The sequence below is a fragment of the Microbacterium sp. AC145 genome, assembly GCF_979258505.1.
Genome location: NZ_OZ409859.1, coordinates 1,363,250 through 1,381,607 on the forward strand (window position 1 = coordinate 1,363,250; position 18,358 = coordinate 1,381,607).

The following is an 18,358-nucleotide window of genomic DNA, read 5'->3' on the forward strand; positions in this document are numbered from 1 at the left end:
ACGGGCCAGCGACGCCGATGACGACGCAGAGCCGGCGTATAGCGCGTGTGCTCCTCGACTCGCCGTTGCCGCAGCTCGACCGACTCTTCGACTATTCGGTGCCGGCCGCGCTCGGCGACGTGCATCCGGGTGTACGCGTACGTGTTCCGCTGCGCACCGCAGGAAGAGTCATCGACGGTTACGTGGTCGAGCTCGACACCGAGGACGACGCCGACAGGCCGCTCTCAGAGGTCGACTCCATCGTCTCGCAGGTCCCGGTGCTTCCGGATCATCTCTACCGACTGGCACGGCGGGCCGCGGATCGCGCAGCCGGGTCTGCGTCGGACGTACTCCGTCTCGTCATCCCGAAGAGGCAGGTCAGGGTCGAGAAGGCATGGACCGCCGACGCTCCGCCACCGGTGCCATCTGCCGATGCCCTCGCCGCCGCTCACAGCCTCCTCGACACGTATGACGGCCTCGCGGATGTTCTCGAGACGCAGGGCAGGGCGGCGGTCGAGGCGATCCCCGTGTTCCACGAGGGCGAGCCCGGATGGGCGGCGCTGCTGGCATCGGTCGCGGCGAAGGCGCTGTCATCCGGTCGATCGAGCATCCTCGTCGTCCCCGACCACCGCGACCTCGATCACCTGCTCTCTGCCCTCGACAGATCGGTGCCGGCCGAAGCGGTGGCCCGCTACGACTCGCGCCAGACGAACCCCGATCGCTATCGCGCGTTCCTCCGCTCTCTCGAGGATTCTCCCTGTGTCGTGGTCGGCAACCGCTCCGCCGTCTACGCTCCTGTGCGGGCCGGAGTGGTCGCCGTGTGGGACGACGGCGATCCCCTGCTCGGCGAGCCGCTGGCGCCCTACGTCAATGCGCGCGATGCGGCACTGCTGCGCCAGGAGCAGGAGGAGTCGTCCCTGCTGTTCGTCGGGCACACGCGCACCACCGATGTCGAGCGACTGGTCGCGCACGGCTGGTTGCAGGACATCCGGGCGACTCGCCGGGTACTGCCGCGTGTGGTGCTGAGCACACCGCAGGAGATGGATGCGCCGACCGCGCAGCGGATGCCGTCATCGGCCTTCCTCTCGGCGCGCAACGCCGCTGCGGAGGGACCCGTGCTGGTGCAGGTGTCGCGCCCCGGCTTCGCCCCGTCGTTGGTCTGCGGCGAGTGCCGCGCGCCTGCCCGATGCGCCCACTGCGGCGGTCCGCTGGGCGCGAGGCATCGCGGTGCGGTTCCCGTCTGCGCCTGGTGCGGGCGAGGAGCAAGGGCCTGGGCCTGTCCCGCGTGCTCGTCGACGACATTGCGTCTCGCCTCCTCGGGCAGTGAGCGCACGGCCGATGAGCTGGGCAAGGCGTTTCCCGGAATCCGAGTGATCGTGGCCGACAGCGCTCACCCGGTGGAGCACGTCGCCGACAAGCCCTCGCTCGTGGTCGCGACACGTGGCGCGGAGCCGCTCGCCGAGGGCGGCTACCGCGCGGTCGTCCTGCTGGACGGACCACGGATGCTGCAGGCGCCTGACCTCCGCATCGGCGAGGCGTGCCTGCGGTGGTGGTCCAATGCCGCAGCCCTCGCGGCTCCCGGCGCTCCGATCCACCTCGTCGGAGTCGACGGCTCCATCGCGCGGGCCCTCGCCACGTGGAACCAGTCCGGCTACGCGAGGTCAGAGCTCGCTGAGCGCGCACCGCTCCATATGCCGCCGGCCACCCGCGTCGCGCTGGTCGAAGGCACCACCGCAGCGGTCGCTCGCGCGTTGGCGTCGCTGCAGGAGCTCGCGCTTCCGGCCGATGCGGTCCTCGGTCCGGTACCGATCGAGTCCGACGACCATCCGCCCCGTGTCCGCGCGCTCGTGCGCTTCGAGTACGGCTCGGGCGCGAAGGTCGCGACCACGCTCCGTGCCTCGGTCGTCGCCGAAGCCGTGAGTGCCCGTCGCGGCAAGGGCAAGTCCACTCGGAGCGCGCTCTCGGTTCGGCTCGATATCCTCGACCCAGAGCTCTGATCGCGCACAACCGTCAGCCGCCACCCGATCCACCCCGCATCCCTCCCGGAGCACCTTCATGCGTCTCGTCTTCGCCGGCACACCGTCGGCAGCCGTTCCCACCCTCCGTCGCCTCGCGACGGAGCACGACATCGCCGCGGTCGTCACGCGGCCCGACGCGCCGCTGGGCCGCAAGCGGGTACTGACGCCGTCGCCGGTCGCGCAGGTCGCCGCCGAGCTCGGTCTGCCGGTCATCAAGGCCGCGCGCCTGGATGCCGAGGCCACCGACGCCATCGCCGCACTCTCTGTCGACCTCGGCGTCATCGTCGCCTACGGCGGCCTCGTCCGGGAACCGCTGCTCTCGATTCCTCCGAAGGGCTGGATCAACCTGCACTTCTCGCTCCTGCCCGAGTGGCGAGGGGCAGCGCCTGTGCAGCGCGCGCTGATCGCGGGCGACGACCGCCTCGGCGCGAGTGTCTTCCAACTCGTCGCCGACCTCGACGCAGGTGACGTGTTCGCCACGCGCATCGTCGATGTCGCGTCGGACGCGACAGCTGACGCGGCGCTCGAGACCCTCGCGGTCGACGGCGCCGATCTGACATCCGAGGTCGTCGCCGCGATCGCCGACGGCACGGCTCGCGCCGTGCCTCAGGAGGGCGAGTCGACGCTCGCCCCCAAGCTCACCCTCGACGACGGGCTGCTCGATTGGAATGAGCCTCTCACCCGTGTCTTCGCGCGTTTTCGGGGAGTGACTCCCGAGCCGGGTGCCCACACGACCGTCGACGGTCTGCGCCTGAAGATCCTCGAGGCAGCACCGACAGCAGACGGGTCGCCGCTGGCGCCGGGCGAGATCACGGCGACGAAGACGGCGCTGCTCATCGGAACGGCATCAGCACCGCTGTCGGTCACGCGGGTGCAGCCCGCAGGAAAGGGAGCCATGAACGCTGTCGACTGGTGGCGTGGTCAGCGCGACACCGAGAATGTGCGGGCAGGAGCATGAGCGGCGATCAGAGCGACCGTCCCCGGCGCACCGGAGCGCCCCGAGGCCGCTCGCAGGGTGGACGCGGCCCCTCGCAGGGTCAGCGTGGTCAATCCTCGAGCGCCCCGCGGGCGCAGGGTACGCAGCAGCGCGGCCCGCAGCGGACGGTGCAGCCGGCGCGCAGGGTCGCGTACGAGGTGCTCCGCGCCGTGTCGGAGTCAGATGCGTACGCGAACCTGATCCTGCCTCCGGCCATCGCCGAAGCGGGCCTGAACCCGCAGGACGCGGCGTTGGCCACCGAGCTCGCCTACGGGACTCTGCGCCGACGCGGCACCTACGACGCGATCATCGCGGCCGCCGCCGATCGTCCTGCCGAGCAGATCGATCCGGCGGTGCTCGATGCTCTCCGGCTGGCGACGCATCAGCTGCTCGCGACCCGTGTCGCCTCTCATGCCGCCGTCAACGAGTCCGTGAACCTCGTCGCCGCCGCCCAGGGCAGGGGGGCCTCGAGCTTCGCGAACGCCGTTCTCCGCCGGATCTCACGCGAGACACCGGGGGAGTGGGAGCAGCGCATCGAGGGATCCGCCCGCTCGGACGATGAACGGCTCGCTCTGCGCTCCGCTCACCCGGTATGGGTCATCCGGGCGCTGCGCCGCGCGCTGGCGGCGGAGGGCAGGGCAGATGAACTCGATGATCTCCTCGATGCCGACAACGCATCGCCCGAAGTGACTCTCGTCGCGCTTCCCGGGCTCGCACAGCCGGGGGAGCCGCGCCGGCCCTATGCGCCGACGGCGTACGGCTCGCCGGGCGGAGACCCGCATCGGGTGATCTCCGAGTCCGGGGGAAGGGTGCGCGTGCAGGACGAGGGGTCGCAGCTGGTGGCTCTCGCCCTGGCGGAGGCCGCGCCGATCGCAGCGGGTGAGCGGTGGCTCGACCTCTGCGCGGGCCCCGGAGGCAAGACCGCGCTGCTCGCGTCGATCGCTCGCGAACACGAAGTGACGCTCGAAGCCAACGAGGTCGTCCCGACCCGCGCGCGCCTCGTGCGCAATGCGTTGCGCGCCGTGCCGGGCGAGGTCGTCGTGCACGAGGAGGACGGACGGTCCTTCGGCTCCACCCACACGGGCGTGTACCACCGCATCCTCGTCGATGCGCCGTGCACCGGCCTGGGGGCACTCAGGCGGCGCCCGGAGGCGCGCTGGCGCAAGACTCCGGCCGATGTATCCGAGCTCGTGCCGCTGCAGGTCGAGTTGCTGACGTCGGCGCTCGACGCGCTCGCCCCTGGTGGCATCGTCGCCTATGCGACTTGTTCTCCGCATCTCGCCGAGACCACCGGTGTGGTGCAGGAGGCGCTCCGCGGTCGCGCGGACATCACCGAACTCGATGCCCGCGCGGTGCTCACGGGCATCGCCGAATCGCCCATCGACCTGGGCAGCGACGGATCCGGACGAGTGCAGTTGTGGCCGCACCGCCATGGCACCGATGCCATGTTCCTGGCGCTGTTGAAGCGCGAAGAAGCCGATGAGCAGCTCGAGACCCACCGCACGGCGTGAGCGCCGAAGAAGGAGACCAGAGACGTGGAACTGCCCGGCGCACCGCGCATAAACCCCAGCATCCTCGCCGCCGACTTCGTGAACATGCAGCGCGATCTCGCGAAGATCGCCTCAGCGGACTTCGCGCATGTCGACGTCATGGACAACCATTTCGTGCCCAACCTCACATTCGGGCCGCAGATGGTCGAGCGGATCCAGGCGACCAGCCCGATCCCGCTCGACGTGCACCTCATGATCACCGAGCCTGAGCGATGGGCTCCCGCCTACGCCGAGCTGGGGGCGGCGAGCGTCACCTTCCACCTGGAGGCTGCGGCCGACCCGATCTCCCTCGCCCGCACTCTTCGGAGCATGGGGGCCCGCGCCGGAGTCGCGATCAAGCCCGACACTCCCGCCGAAGGCCTCTACAGCGTGCTCGAGGAGTTCGATCAGATTCTCGTCATGACCGTCGAGCCGGGGTTCGGCGGCCAGGGTTTCATGCCGGAGACGATGCCGAAGCTGCGCGCCCTCGCCGACGAGGCGAAGCGGCGCGGCTCGAACGTCTGGCTGCAGGTCGACGGCGGCATCTCGGATTCGACCATCGAAGCAGCCGCGGCCGCAGGCGCCGACACCTTCGTCGCAGGGTCGGCCGTATACGGCTCGGAAGACGTCGAGGCGGCCGTCACCCGGCTCAGAGACCGCGCCAGAGCCGCTAGCCTGGAATCGTGAAGACTTTCGACGAGCTGTTCGCCGAGCTCAGTGTCAAGGCCGAGACCCGACCCGAGGGATCGGGGACGGTCGCAGAGCTCGACGGCGGCGTGCACACGATCGGCAAGAAGATCGTCGAGGAGGCCGCAGAGGTGTGGATGGCATCCGAGTACGAATCGGATGACGCCGCTGCCGAGGAGATCTCGCAGCTGCTCTACCACGTGCAGGTCATGATGATCGCGAAGGGCCTGACTCTTCAGGACGTCTACCGACATCTGTGAAGCGCTCCGCCCCACTCGCTTCGATCCGAAGGCTTTCCATGCTGCGCATTGCTGTTCCCAACAAGGGCTCTCTCTCCGAGACGGCCGCCGACATGCTCGCGGAGGCCGGTTATGCCGGTCGTCGTGATCCCAAGACCCTCCACGTCGTCGACTCCGACAACGACGTCGAGTTCTTCTATCTCCGTCCGAAGGACATCGCCACCTATGTCGGTTCCGGGGCGATCGACGTCGGGATCACCGGGCGCGATCTCCTCCTCGACGCACGGATGCCGGGTGCGCGCGAGATCGAGGCGCTCGGTTTCGCCGGTTCGACGTTCCGCTTCGCGGCGCCGTCCGGCCGCTACACCGACGTCTCCGAGCTCGACGGGCTCCGCATCGCCACGTCGTACCCCGGGTTGGTCGACGCCTTCCTCGACGAGCGGGGCATCGCGGTCGACCTCGTGCCGCTCGACGGCGCGGTCGAGTCGGCCGTGCGCCTCGGCGTCGCCGACGCCGTCGCAGACGTCGTCGAGACCGGCACGACCCTGCGTCAGGCGGGGCTCGACGTCTTCGGTCCTGTGATCCTGCAGTCCGAAGCGGTCCTGATCGCCGGCCCGCAGGACGCCGAGGGTTCCGAGACGCTGCTGCGTCGCCTGCGCGGAGTGATGGTCGCCCGCCGATTCGTGATGATCGACTACGACCTTCCGCTGGCGCTGCTCGACGACGCGGTGAAGATCGCCGGGGGCATCGAGTCCCCGACGGTCTCGCCGCTGCGCGACCCGGAGTGGGTGGCGGTTCGCGTGATGGTGGCGCGGGCACGCGTGAACCCCGTGATGGACGCGCTGTACGCGCTCGGAGCGCGGGCGATCCTCGTCACGGCGATCCACAACGCGAGGCTCTGATGACGCTCGCGAGCCGAGTCATCCCCTGTCTGGATGTCGCCGACGGGCGCGTCGTCAAGGGCGTCAACTTCGAGAACCTCCGCGACATGGGCGACCCGGTCGAACTCGCGCGGCACTATGCGGCGCAGGGCGCGGACGAGATCACCTTCCTCGACGTCACAGCGACCGTCGATGCGCGCGCGACGACGTATGACGTGGTGCAGCGCACGGCGGAGCAGGTCTTCGTGCCGCTGACGGTCGGCGGGGGAGTACGCAGCGTCGACGACGTGGCGCGCCTGCTGTCGGTCGGCGCTGACAAGGTCGGGGTGAACTCCGCCGCGATCGCCCGCCCCGAGCTGATCGGCGAGATCGCCGACCGTTTCGGCGCGCAGGTGCTGGTGCTCTCGCTCGATGTGAAACGGGCCGACACGACACCCTCGGGTTTCGTGGTCACCACCCACGGCGGTCGGACGCGGACGACTCTGGATGCGCTCGACTGGGCGCGCGAGGCCGCGGAGCGTGGCGCCGGAGAGCTGCTCGTGAACTCGATCGATGCCGACGGCACCCGTGACGGCTTCGACCTCGAACTCGTGGCGCTCATGCGGGAGGCGGCATCCGTGCCGGTCATCGCCTCGGGCGGTGCGGGCAAGGCCTCGGACTTCGCACCCGCGATCAAGGCGGGAGCGGATGCGGTGCTCGCGGCGAGCGTCTTCCACACCGGCGCACTCACGGTCGGCGATGTGAAAGATGCTCTTCGAGCGGAAGGAGTGCTCGTCCGATGAGCGATGTGGAGGGGCGAATCGCCCAGGTCGCGTTCAACGCCGACGGTCTCGCACCTGTCATCGTGCAGCAGTGGGACACGAACGAGGTCCTCATGCTCGCGTGGGTGAACGACGAGGCTCTGCGCCGCACGCTCACGACGGGTCGCGCGGTGTACTGGTCGCGGTCCCGGCAGGAGTACTGGCGCAAGGGTGACACCTCGGGCCACATCCAGATCGTGCACGAGGCACGCCTCGACTGCGACGGTGACGCCATTCTGCTGCGAGTCGATCAGAGCGGCCCTGCCTGTCACACCGGAACCCGCACGTGCTTCGACACCACCGACCTCGAAGCTGTCGAAGGCAGCGCCTCCGCATGAGTCTTGCGCGCAGAGGGCGTTCGATCGCCGTGTCGGGGTTCCTCCTCGCCGGTTCGATCGGCATCATCTCCTCCACGCAGACCTGGCTCACGGTCGAGAGGGCGGATGCGGCGGAGGCGATCCTCGTGCCGGGTGCTTCCGCCTTGCCGCTTCTCGCCCCGCTCAGCCTGGCCGTGCTCGCCCTCGGGCTCGCGCTGTCCATCTCCGGACGGGTCGTGCGTCTGGTCTTCGGTGTACTGGCCACGGCCACGGCTCTCCTTCTCGGCTGGTCGACCCTGCAGCTCCTCGCATCCGAGCCGCTCGGAGCAGTCGGGCCGACCGTGACCGAGATCACAGGGCTCGCGGGCAGCGCCGCGATCGCCGACGTGGTCGCGGGCATCGAGGTGTCCGCGTGGCCGTACGTGACGCTCGTCGGCTGGATCGTCCTCCTCGTCGCCGCTGTCGTGGTGTTGCTCACCTGGCGCGGGTGGAAGTCCGGTGGACGCCGCTACCGCACCGATGCCGCGCACGAGACGGCCGCCTCGGGCCCCGTCGACGCGATCGATTCCTGGGACGACCTGTCCCGCGGAACCGATCCGACGCGGTGACCCCGATAGACTGAGACCGATCCCGCACGCCGTCCCCGGAGGAGAACATGACCAACCCGATCGCCGACCCCGGCCACGGACACTCGCCCGCAGCCTGGACGGCCGTGATCATCATGCTCGCCGGCTTCACGCTCGGAACGCTGGCGTTCTGCCTCGCCGAGTTCAGCCCGATCTGGGTCACCCTGGTCTGGGTGTTCGCCGCCCTCATCCCGATCGGCGCGCTCGTCGGTTGGGCACTGGCCAAGGCCGGCTACGGCGTGAAGGGCCCCAAGTACCAGCCGAAGGCGCACTAGTGGTACTCGCCGACCTCACGGCCGGCGCAGTGGCAGACGCAGAGCGCCGCGCTCTCACCCGGCCGATCGCCGAGGTCGAACGCGACGCGCTGGCTCGCCGTGCCGCCAAGGACGCGGTCGCCGCACTCTCACGCGCAGAACGCGTCAAGATCATCGCAGAGGTCAAGCGCGCGAGCCCGTCGCGCGGTGCACTCGCCGAGATCCCGGATCCAGCGCTGCAGGCCTCGCTGTACGAGACCGGAGGAGCGTCCGCGATCAGCGTGCTCACGGAGGAACGCCGGTTCGGCGGCAGCCTCGCCGATCTCGAGGCGGTCACCGCCCGGGTATCCCTGCCCGTCCTCCGCAAGGATTTCATCGCGACGCGCTATCAGGTGCTCGAGGCCCGCGCGGCCGGCGCGGACCTCGCGCTGCTCATCGTCGCGGGCATCGAGCCCGCGGTGCTGCACGATCTGTTCGGCTTCATCACCGAGCTCGGCATGACTCCGTTGGTCGAGACGCATTCCGCCGACGAGCTCGAGGCTGCGATCGATCTCGGTGCACCGCTGATCGGCGTGAACGCGCGCGACCTCAAGACCCTCGAGCTCGACAGGGATCTGTTCGGCCGCCTGGTCGAGCGCATCCCGGATACGGCCGTCAAGATCGCCGAGTCCGCCGTGCTCACCCCCGCAGACGTCACGCACTACCGCTCTGCGGGTGCCGACGTCGTCCTGATCGGTGAGGCGCTCGTCACGGGCGACCCGGTCGCCACTCTCAAGAGCTTCCTGGAGGCGTGATGAGCCTGCGTGATCAGCATGGTCCACTGTTCGGCGACTACGGCGGACGGTACATGCCCGAATCGCTGATCGCCGCGATCGACGAGCTCTCCGCGGCGTATGCCGACGCGATCGCCGACCCGGCCTTCCGCTCCGAGCTGGCGTCTCTGCTCAGTTCGTATGCGGGCCGCCCGTCGCCGCTCACCGAAGTCGCTCGGTTCGCCGAGCACGCCGGCGGCGCGCGCGTCTTCCTCAAGCGCGAGGACCTCAACCACACCGGGTCCCACAAGATCAACAACGTGCTGGGTCAGGCGCTGCTGACCAAGCGACTCGGCAAGACGCGTGTGATCGCCGAGACGGGCGCGGGACAGCACGGTGTCGCGACCGCGACCGCTGCGGCCCTCTTCGGACTCGAGTGCACGATCTACATGGGCGAGGTCGACACGGAGCGTCAGGCGCTCAACGTCGCACGGATGCGCCTGCTCGGTGCCGAGGTCATCGCCGTCACATCGGGATCCCGCACGCTGAAGGATGCCATCAACGACGCGTACCGGGACTGGGTCGCGAGCGTCGAGAACACCAACTACATCTTCGGCACCGCCGCGGGCCCGCACCCGTTCCCCGCCATGGTGCGCGACTTCCAGAAGATCATCGGCGAAGAGGCTCGTCAGCAGCTGCTCGACGAGGTCGGCCGTCTGCCCGACGCCGTCATCGCCTGCGTCGGCGGAGGCTCGAACGCCATCGGCATGTTCGATGCCTTCCTCGACGACGAGAGCGTCAAGCTCTACGGCGTCGAGGCTGCGGGCGACGGCGTCGACACGCCCCGTCATGCCGCGTCCATCGAGCGCGGACGCCCGGGCATCCTGCACGGCGCGAAGACCTATGTGCTGCAGGACGAGGACGGACAGACGATCGAGTCGCACTCGATCTCGGCCGGGCTCGACTACCCGGGCGTGGGGCCGGAGCACTCCTGGCTCGCCGACATCGGACGAGCCGAGTACATCCCCGCCACCGACGACGAGGCGATGCAGTCCCTGCGACTGCTGAGCCGCACCGAGGGCATCATCCCCGCGATCGAGTCGGCGCACGCGCTTGCGGGTGCGCTGCGCATCGGTCGTGAGCTCGGGCCGGATGCCGTGATCGCGATCTGCCTCTCGGGTCGCGGCGACAAGGACATGGACACCGCTGCACGCTACTTCGATCTCTACGACGCCGAGGCGCTCGCGCACGACGTCGCAGAGGAGAGCGCCGAAGAGCAGGCGGCGTCGAAGGGGGAGCCGGAGCTGTGAGCCGTGTAGAACAGGCGATCACCGCCGCACATGAAGCGGGTCGCAGCGCATTCGTCGGGTATCTCCCGGTCGGGTTCCCTGATCTGGAGACGAGCATCCAGGCCGCGATCACCCTCGCGCAGAACGGCGTGGACATCATCGAGCTCGGCCCGCCCTACAGCGACCCTGTGATGGACGGCGCGGTGATCCAGGAGGCGACCACCGCAGCGCTCGCGAACGGGTTCAAGATGAAGGACCTCTTCACGGCGGTCCGGGCGATCACCGCAGCCACCGACGTCCCGGTGCTGGTCATGACGTACTGGAACCCGGTGTTCCAGTACGGCGTCGACCGCTACGCCGACGCTCTACTGGCGGCGGGCGGTGCGGGACTCATCACTCCCGACATCACACCCGAGGTCGCAGGCGACTGGATCGCGGCGAGCGAGCGGACCGGCCTCGACCGTGTCTTCCTCGCCGCCCCCACATCGACGGACGAGCGTCTCGAGCTCGTCGTGAAGTCGTCGACCGGCTTCGTCTACACCGTCTCCACCATGGGCATCACGGGGGAGCGCACCGAACTCGATCGTGCGGCGCGCACCCTGGTCGGCCGCCTGCGCGAACACGGCAGCATCCGTGCCTGCGTCGGCATCGGCATCTCGACCGCCGAGCAGATCGCGGGCGTCTCCGAGTATGCCGACGGCGCGATCGTCGGCACCGCGCTCGTCCGCGCCCTCCGCGACGGCGGCCTCCCGGCCCTCGCCGAAGTGACCCGAAACCTGGCCGTCGGCACGTCTTCGACGCGCCCCGCACACGAGAACTAGAATCGCACTCATGTCCCTCGCGCTCCACAGCACCTTCAGCGGCGTGCTCGCCAGCATCCCGAGCCCCCCGGTCTCGTACATCGACCTCGGGCCGCTCCGGATCCACTTCTACGCGCTCTGCATCATCGCCGGCATCATCGCCGCGGTGCTGCTGACGAACCACCGCCTGACCAAGCGCGGTGCCGAGCCGTGGGTCGTGATCGACATCTCGATCCTGGCGGTTCCGCTGGCGATCATCGGCGCGCGCATCTTCCACGTCCTCACCCACCCGAACTTCTACTTCGGCGAGGGCAGGAACACCTGGAACCCGTTCGAGCCGGGTTCGGTCTGGGCCATCTGGGAGGGCGGCATCGCCATCTTCGGTGCCCTGATCGGCGGCGCCGTCGGCGCGTACCTGGGATGCCGCTGGACGGGCATCCGCTTCTGGACGTTTGCGGACGCGTTGGCGCCCGGCCTGCTCCTGGCACAGGCGATGGGACGTTTCGGCAACTGGTTCAACCACGAGCTGTTCGGACTGCCGACCGACCTGCCCTGGGGTCTGGAGATCGAATCCGACAACAGCGCGTTCCCACCCGGGCTTCCCGAGGGGACCCTTTTCCACCCGACGTTCCTCTATGAGGTGATCTGGAACGTCCTCGGTGTCATCGTCCTGCTCTGGTTGAGCCGCAAGGTCACCGCCTTGCAGTGGGGCAGGCTCTTCGCGATCTACCTCATCTGGTACAGCGCCGGCCGCGTCGTCTGGGAATCGATCCGCATCGATCCGAGTGAGATCATCCTGGGCCTGCGCAGCAACGTGTGGGCCGCGATCATCGGCATCGTGGTCGGCCTCGTCATCATCGTCGTCCAGTCGCGCCGTCACCCCGGTCTCGAGCCGTCTCCGTACCAGCCCGGTCGCGGACGGAAGGACCTGGACGCTGATGTAGAATCGCAGGACAATCCCTCCGATTTCGTGGACCTGAGCGAGCCTCCGTCCGAAGAAGTCACCGCAGGAGCCAGCGCCACAAGCACCGCTCCCTCGGACGCGGAAAGCTCCCGATAGCAGACCGGTCCGTGAGGACCCCATCGCATCCACCCGGCCAATGACGTCCCCGGGTCATCCGAAGATCTGAGGACGGTACAGGTGTATTTTCAGCCTCCGTACGGCGCATCCGGCGCATACCCCCCGAAGCAGGGCATGTACAACCCGGCGTTCGAGAAGGACGCCTGCGGCCTCGCCATGGTCGCGACCCTTCGCGGCGAAGCGGGCCACGACATCATCGCGCTGGCGCTCGAAGCGCTGCGCAACCTGGAGCACCGCGGAGCGATCGGCTCCGATGCCGGCACCGGAGACGGTGCGGGGATCCTGACGCAGATGCCCGACTCGTTCCTGCGAGCGGTCACCGGCTTCGAGCTGCCGCCGGTCGGCGAGTACGCCGCGGGTCTGGCATTCCTCCCGCGCGACTCCAGCGAGCGCCGTCAGCAGAAGGCCGGCATCGAGAAGATCGCCCGCAGCGAGGGTCTCCGCGTCCTCGGCTGGCGCGAGGTGCCCACCGTCAACGACAACCTCGGAAAGCTCGCCGACGAAGCGCGACCGGCCTTCGAGCAGCTCTTCGTGAGCGCCGGGGGAGCCACGCACGCGCAGGCGCCCCTCACCGGCATCGCCCTCGACCGCGTCGCCTACCGGTTGCGCAAGCGCGCGGGGCATGAGCTCGGTGCGTACTTCGTGTCTCTGTCTGCCCGCACGCTCGGGTACAAGGGCATGGTCACGACGCTGCAGCTGGAGCCGTTCTATCCGGACCTGCAGGACGAGCGGTTCATGTCCGAGCTCGCCGTCGTGCACTCGCGATACTCCACGAACACGTTCCCCTCGTGGCCGCTGGCTCAGCCGCTGCGGATGCTCGCGCACAACGGCGAGATCAACACCGTCGGCGGAAACCGCAACTGGATGCGGGCGCGTCAGTCCCAGCTCGAATCCGAGCTGCTCGGCGACGTCGCACCCCTCCTGCCGATCTGCACCGACGGCGCCAGCGACTCGGCATCCTTCGACGAGGTTCTCGAGCTGCTCACGCTGACCGGCCGCAGCCTGCCGCACGCCATCATGATGATGGTTCCCGAGGCCTACGAGAAGCAGTCCGACATCTCTCCCGAGCTCCGCTCGTTCTACGAGTACCACTCGAACCAGATGGAACCGTGGGACGGCCCGGCGGCACTCATCTTCACCGACGGCACCCTCGTCGGCGCCACGCTCGACCGCAACGGTCTGCGACCCGGACGCTGGACCGAGACGACCGACGGACTCATCGTGATCGGCTCCGAGACCGGCGTGCTCACCTTCGAGCCTGAGCGCATCAAGCGTCGCGGTCGACTGCAGCCCGGCAAGATGTTCCTGGTCGACACCGCACAGCGCCGCATCATCGAAGACGACGAGATCAAGCACGATCTCGCCACCATGCATCCGTGGCAGGAGTGGCTGGATGCCGGAGCGGTGCGGCTCGCCGATCTGCCCGAGCGCGAGCACATCGTGCATCCGCCCGCATCGATCACTCGGCGTCAGCGCACCTTCGGCTACACCGAGGAGGAGATCCGCATCCTTCTGACCCCGATGGGTCAGAACGGGATGGAGCCGCTCGGCGCGATGGGGTCGGACACTCCCATCGCCGTGCTCAGCAAGCGCCCGCGCCTGCTCTTCGACTACTTCACCCAGCAGTTCGCGCAGGTCACGAACCCACCGCTCGACTCGATCCGAGAAGAGGTCGTCACGAGTCTCAAGCTGGGACTGGGCCCCGAGAGCAACCTGCTCAGCTGGGGTCCCGACCACACGCGCACCGTGTCGCTCGATTTCCCGGTGATCGACAACGACGAGCTGGCGAAGATCCGCCACATCGACAAGGCGATGCCCGATCGCTCCAGCGTGACGATCAAGGGTCTGTACCACTTCGACGCCGGTTCCAACACGCTCGAGAAGCGCCTCACCGAGATGTGCGACGAGGTCGACGAGGCCATCGCACAGGGTGCGGAGTTCATCATCCTGTCCGATCGCGACTCGAACAAGGACCTGACTCCGATCCCGTCGCTCCTCATGGTCTCGGCGATCCATCACCACCTGATCCGTCGTGAGAACCGGATGAAGGTCGGCCTGATCGTCGAGGCCGGTGACGTCCGCGAGGTCCACCACGTCGCGACCCTCATCGGCTACGGCGCCTCCGCCGTCAACCCGTACCTGGCGATGGAGACGGTCGAGCACCTCGTGCGCACCGGATACATCACGGGCATCACCCCTGAGAAGGCCGTTCGGAACCTGATCTACGCGCTCGGCAAGGGCGTGCTGAAGATCATGTCCAAGATGGGAATCTCCACGGTGTCGTCGTACGCCGGGGCTCAGGTGTTCGAAGCCGTGGGTCTGAGCGAGGAATTCATCGACAGGTACTTCACCCGTACCGAGTCGAAGCTCGGCGGAATCGGCATCGAAGAGATCTTCATCGAGAACCAGGCACGCCACGACTACGCCTACCCGGAGGATGAGGCCGCGCGGGCGCACGAGCGTCTGTGGACCGGTGGCGAGTACCAGTGGCGCCGTGACGGTGCACCTCACCTCTTCAGCCCTGAGACCGTGTTCAAGCTGCAGCACTCGACGCGCGAACGCCGCTACGACGTCTTCCGCGAGTACACGAGACTGGTCGACGACCAGGCCGCCGAGCTCAAGACGCTTCGTGGTCTGTTCACGCTCCGCACGGGAACACGCAAGCCGGTGCCTCTCGACGAGGTCGAGCCCGTCTCCTCGATCGTGAAGCGATTCTCGACAGGGGCGATGAGCTACGGCTCCATCTCGAAGGAAGCCCACGAGACCCTCGCGATCGCGATGAACCGCATCGGTGGCAAGTCGAACACCGGTGAGGGCGGCGAGGACAACGATCGCCTCGTCGATCCCGAGCGTCGCAGCGCGATCAAGCAGGTCGCGTCGGGACGCTTCGGCGTCACGAGCCTGTATCTCACCGAGGCCGACGACATCCAGATCAAGCTCGCGCAGGGCGCGAAGCCCGGTGAGGGTGGCCAGCTGCCGCCGCAGAAGGTCTACCCGTGGGTCGCGCGCACACGCGGCGGCACCCCCGGCGTCGGACTCATCTCGCCGCCGCCGCACCACGACATCTACTCGATCGAGGACCTCAAGCAGCTCATCTTCGACCTGAAGCGGGCGAGCCCCGAGGCGCGCATCCACACCAAGCTGGTGAGCCAGTCGGGAATCGGCGCCGTGTCGGCCGGAGTCGCCAAGGCGCTCAGCGACGTCATCCTCGTCTCAGGGCACGACGGAGGCACCGGCGCCAGCCCGATGAACTCCCTCAAGCACGCGGGCACCCCGTGGGAGCTCGGTCTGGCCGAGACGCAGCAGACGCTCATGCTCAACGGCATGCGCGACCGCGTCGTGGTGCAGGTGGACGGCCAGCTGAAGACCGGCCGTGACGTCATCATCGGGGCTCTGCTCGGCGCCGAGGAGTTCGGTTTCGCGACCGCGCCTCTCGTCGTGAGCGGATGCATCATGATGCGTGTCTGCCACCTCGACACCTGCCCGGTGGGCGTGGCCACGCAGAACCCGGTGCTGCGTCAGCGATTCAGCGGCAAGCCCGAGTTCGTCGTGAACTTCATGGAGTTCATCGCCGAGGAGGTGCGCGAGCATCTCGCGGCGCTCGGCTTCCGATCGATCGACGAGATCGTCGGCCGTGCGGAGCTCCTCGAGGTCGACGCAGCCGTCGATCACTGGAAGGCCGCGGGTCTCGACCTGAGCCCGGTGCTCGATGGACCCGCCTTCCCGGCGAGCGAGCCCCGCCGCAGCGGCCGAACGCAGGATCACGAGCTCGAGAAGCACTTCGACGTGCAGCTCATCGACATCGCGAAGAACGCCCTGCTCAACGGCGAACCGGTGGTCGCAGAACTCGCCATCGCGAACACCGAGCGAGCGGTCGGGACGATGCTCGGTCACCAGGTGACCTCACGACACGGCGCAGCGGGTCTGGCGCGCGGCACGATCGACATCACGCTGCACGGCACGGCCGGCCAGTCGCTGGGTGCATTCCTCCCGTCCGGAATCGTCCTGCGTCTCGAGGGCGACTCGAACGACTACGTCGGCAAGGGGCTGTCGGGCGGCGACATCTCGATCCGCCCGCCGCGCGGATCGAAGATCGTTCCGCACGAGAACGTGATCGCGGGCAACGTCATCGGCTATGGCGCCACGTCGGGAACCATGTTCCTGTCCGGCGTCGTCGGCGAACGGTTCCTGGTGCGAAACTCCGGTGCCACGGCAGTGGTCGAAGGCGTGGGAGATCACGCACTCGAGTACATGACAGGCGGTGTGGCGGTGATCCTCGGATCGACCGGTCGCAACCTGGGCGCCGGCATGTCCGGGGGAGTGGCGTACATCCGCTCGCTCGAGACCGGCAAGATCAACGCGCAGTCGCTCAGCAGCGGAGAGCTTCTCCTCGAGCCGCTCGACCGCGCCGATCTCGAAGTGCTCCGCAGCCTGATCGCCGAGCACGTGGAACGGACGGCTTCGCCGCTCGGTTCCGACATCCTGGCGCGATTCGACGAGGTCGCCGGCCAGTTCACGAAGGTGCTTCCTCGCGATTACGCCGCTGTGCGGAACATGCGCGATGAGGCAGTCGCCGAGGGCATCGATCCTGACGGCGACATCGTCTGGAACCGCATCCTGGAGGTGACCGGTGGCTGACCCCAAAGGCTTTCTGAAGACCACGGAGCGTGAGCTCCCCAAGCGTCGCCCCGTGCCGGTGCGCATCATGGACTGGAAAGAGGTCTATGAGGCGGGCGATCAGGCGGTGCTGAAGCGCCAGGCCGGTCGCTGCATGGACTGCGGCGTGCCGTTCTGCCACTCGGGATGCCCCCTGGGCAATCTGATCCCGGAGTGGAACGACCTGACGTGGCGCGGTGAGGGACGCGCGGCGATCGATCGCCTCCACGCGACCAACAACTTCCCGGAGTTCACCGGTCGCCTGTGCCCCGCACCGTGCGAGAGCTCGTGCGTGCTCGGCATCAATCAGCCGGCCGTCACGATCAAGCAGATCGAGGTCTCGATCATCGACGAGGCCTTCGCCAAGGGCTGGGTCGAGCCGCAGCCGCCCGCGCGTCTGACCGGCAAGACGGTCGCCGTGGTCGGGTCCGGTCCTGCGGGGCTCGCCGCCGCGCAGCAGCTGACCCGCGCCGGACACACCGTGGCGGTCTTCGAGCGGGACGACCGCATCGGCGGTCTGCTGCGCTACGGCATCCCCGACTTCAAGATGGAGAAGGGGCAGCTCGAGTCGCGCCTTCGCCAGATGCAGGAGGAGGGCACCCGCTTCCGCGCCGGCGTCGAGATCGGCAAGGACATCTCCTGGGCCGACCTCCGCGCCCGGTACGACGCGATCGTGATCGCCACCGGATCGACGGTTCCTCGTGACCTGTCCATCCCCGGGCGCGACCTCGACGGCGTGCACTTCGCCATGGAGTACCTCGTCGAGTCGAACCACGCCGTCGCCGGAGACAAGGTTCCCGAGCAGATCACCGCGGAGGGCAAGCACGTCATCGTCATCGGCGGTGGCGACACCGGCGCGGACTGCATCGGCACGGCTCACCGTCAGGGGGCGCTGAGCGTCACCAACCTCGCGATCGGCAAGCAGCCGGGCACCGAGCGTCCGGATCACCAGCCCTGGCCGATGATGCCGACCCTCTTCGAGGTCTCGTCGGCTCATGAAGAGGGCGGTGAGCGCGTCTTCCTCGCCTCCACCGTCGAGTTCCTCTCGAACGACGTCGGCGAGGTCCGTGCTCTGCGCGTCGCCGAGACCGAGTACATCGACGGTCGCCGCGTGCCCAAGAGCGGCACGGAGCGCGAGATCCCCGCCGACCTCGTGCTCATCGCGATGGGCTTCACCGGCCCTGAGCAGGACGGCTACACCGAGGACACCCTTCCGCAGGTGACCGACCGCGGTGCCTTCCGTCGTGATGACAGCTACGAGTCCACCGTTCCCGGCGTCTTCGTCGCCGGTGACGCCGGCCGCGGGCAGTCTCTCATCGTCTGGGCCATCGCCGAAGGCCGGGCGGCTGCGGCGAACGTCGACCGCTTCCTCATGGGAACCACCGTGCTGCCCGAGCCGGTGCGTCCGCATGAAGTCGCTATCGGCCTCCAGCCCGCGTAGGCTGAGCCGCGGCACCGTCGCCTGATTTCCATC

Annotated in this window: 16 protein-coding genes; all 16 read left to right on the forward strand. The window is 68.5% G+C overall.

All coding sequences use genetic code 11. The features are described from left to right. Positions 1-17 precede the first annotated feature (17 nt). Positions 18-1,976: a primosomal protein N' family DNA-binding protein gene (locus tag ACZZZN_RS06690; protein WP_463504396.1), complete on the forward strand. Its 1,959-nt coding sequence runs from the start codon at positions 18-20 to the stop codon at positions 1,974-1,976. A gap of 58 nt (positions 1,977-2,034) precedes the next feature. Next, positions 2,035-2,955, forward strand: coding sequence for a methionyl-tRNA formyltransferase (gene fmt, locus ACZZZN_RS06695; RefSeq protein ID WP_463504397.1), 921 nt, complete (start codon positions 2,035-2,037; stop codon positions 2,953-2,955). Further along, positions 2,952-4,484, forward strand: a complete 1,533-nt coding sequence (locus ACZZZN_RS06700) for an RsmB/NOP family class I SAM-dependent RNA methyltransferase (RefSeq protein WP_463504398.1) — start codon at positions 2,952-2,954, stop codon at positions 4,482-4,484. The genes fmt and ACZZZN_RS06700 overlap by 4 nt, the downstream gene beginning before the upstream one ends. A 24-nt stretch (positions 4,485-4,508) precedes the next feature. Beyond that, positions 4,509-5,189 carry a ribulose-phosphate 3-epimerase gene (rpe, locus tag ACZZZN_RS06705; RefSeq protein WP_463504399.1) on the forward strand — a complete coding sequence of 227 codons (681 nt, stop codon included), beginning with the start codon at positions 4,509-4,511 and terminating at the stop codon, positions 5,187-5,189. Further along, a complete protein-coding gene (locus ACZZZN_RS06710) occupies positions 5,186-5,449 on the forward strand; it encodes a phosphoribosyl-ATP diphosphatase (protein ID WP_463504400.1) in 264 nt (87 codons plus the stop codon). Before rpe ends, ACZZZN_RS06710 begins: the two co-directional genes overlap by 4 nt. Positions 5,450-5,487: 38 nt before the next feature. Then, positions 5,488-6,330, forward strand: a complete 843-nt coding sequence (gene hisG, locus ACZZZN_RS06715; RefSeq protein WP_463504401.1) for an ATP phosphoribosyltransferase — start codon at positions 5,488-5,490, stop codon at positions 6,328-6,330. Further along, positions 6,330-7,091, forward strand: coding sequence for an imidazole glycerol phosphate synthase subunit HisF (gene hisF, locus ACZZZN_RS06720; RefSeq protein ID WP_463504402.1), 762 nt, complete (start codon positions 6,330-6,332; stop codon positions 7,089-7,091). Before hisG ends, hisF begins: the two co-directional genes overlap by 1 nt. Further along, on the forward strand, positions 7,088-7,447 hold the full coding sequence (hisI, locus tag ACZZZN_RS06725; protein WP_463504403.1) for a phosphoribosyl-AMP cyclohydrolase: 360 nt from the start codon (positions 7,088-7,090) through the stop codon (positions 7,445-7,447). The genes hisF and hisI overlap by 4 nt, the downstream gene beginning before the upstream one ends. Next, positions 7,444-8,034 (forward strand): Trp biosynthesis-associated membrane protein, encoded by a 591-nt coding sequence (locus tag ACZZZN_RS06730; RefSeq protein ID WP_463504404.1) that lies wholly within the window; start codon positions 7,444-7,446, stop codon positions 8,032-8,034. Before hisI ends, ACZZZN_RS06730 begins: the two co-directional genes overlap by 4 nt. A 47-nt stretch (positions 8,035-8,081) precedes the next feature. Further along, positions 8,082-8,327: a DUF6704 family protein gene (locus tag ACZZZN_RS06735; protein WP_241795261.1), complete on the forward strand. Its 246-nt coding sequence runs from the start codon at positions 8,082-8,084 to the stop codon at positions 8,325-8,327. Next, the gene (gene trpC / locus ACZZZN_RS06740; RefSeq protein ID WP_463504405.1) at positions 8,327-9,100 is read left to right on the forward strand and encodes an indole-3-glycerol phosphate synthase TrpC; all 774 of its coding nucleotides are present in this window, start codon (positions 8,327-8,329) and stop codon (positions 9,098-9,100) included. Before ACZZZN_RS06735 ends, trpC begins: the two co-directional genes overlap by 1 nt. Continuing rightward, positions 9,100-10,368 carry a tryptophan synthase subunit beta gene (gene trpB, locus ACZZZN_RS06745; protein WP_463504406.1) on the forward strand — a complete coding sequence of 423 codons (1,269 nt, stop codon included), beginning with the start codon at positions 9,100-9,102 and terminating at the stop codon, positions 10,366-10,368. The genes trpC and trpB overlap by 1 nt, the downstream gene beginning before the upstream one ends. Then, on the forward strand, positions 10,365-11,168 hold the full coding sequence (gene trpA / locus ACZZZN_RS06750; protein WP_463504407.1) for a tryptophan synthase subunit alpha: 804 nt from the start codon (positions 10,365-10,367) through the stop codon (positions 11,166-11,168). Before trpB ends, trpA begins: the two co-directional genes overlap by 4 nt. A 10-nt stretch (positions 11,169-11,178) precedes the next feature. Continuing rightward, a complete protein-coding gene (lgt, locus tag ACZZZN_RS06755; RefSeq protein ID WP_463504408.1) occupies positions 11,179-12,207 on the forward strand; it encodes a prolipoprotein diacylglyceryl transferase in 1,029 nt (342 codons plus the stop codon). 135 nt (positions 12,208-12,342) lie between these two features. Beyond that, positions 12,343-16,866, forward strand: a complete 4,524-nt coding sequence (gene gltB / locus ACZZZN_RS06760) for a glutamate synthase large subunit (protein WP_463506560.1) — start codon at positions 12,343-12,345, stop codon at positions 16,864-16,866. Further along, positions 16,859-18,325: a glutamate synthase subunit beta gene (locus ACZZZN_RS06765; RefSeq protein ID WP_463504409.1), complete on the forward strand. Its 1,467-nt coding sequence runs from the start codon at positions 16,859-16,861 to the stop codon at positions 18,323-18,325. Before gltB ends, ACZZZN_RS06765 begins: the two co-directional genes overlap by 8 nt. Positions 18,326-18,358 lie beyond the last annotated feature (33 nt).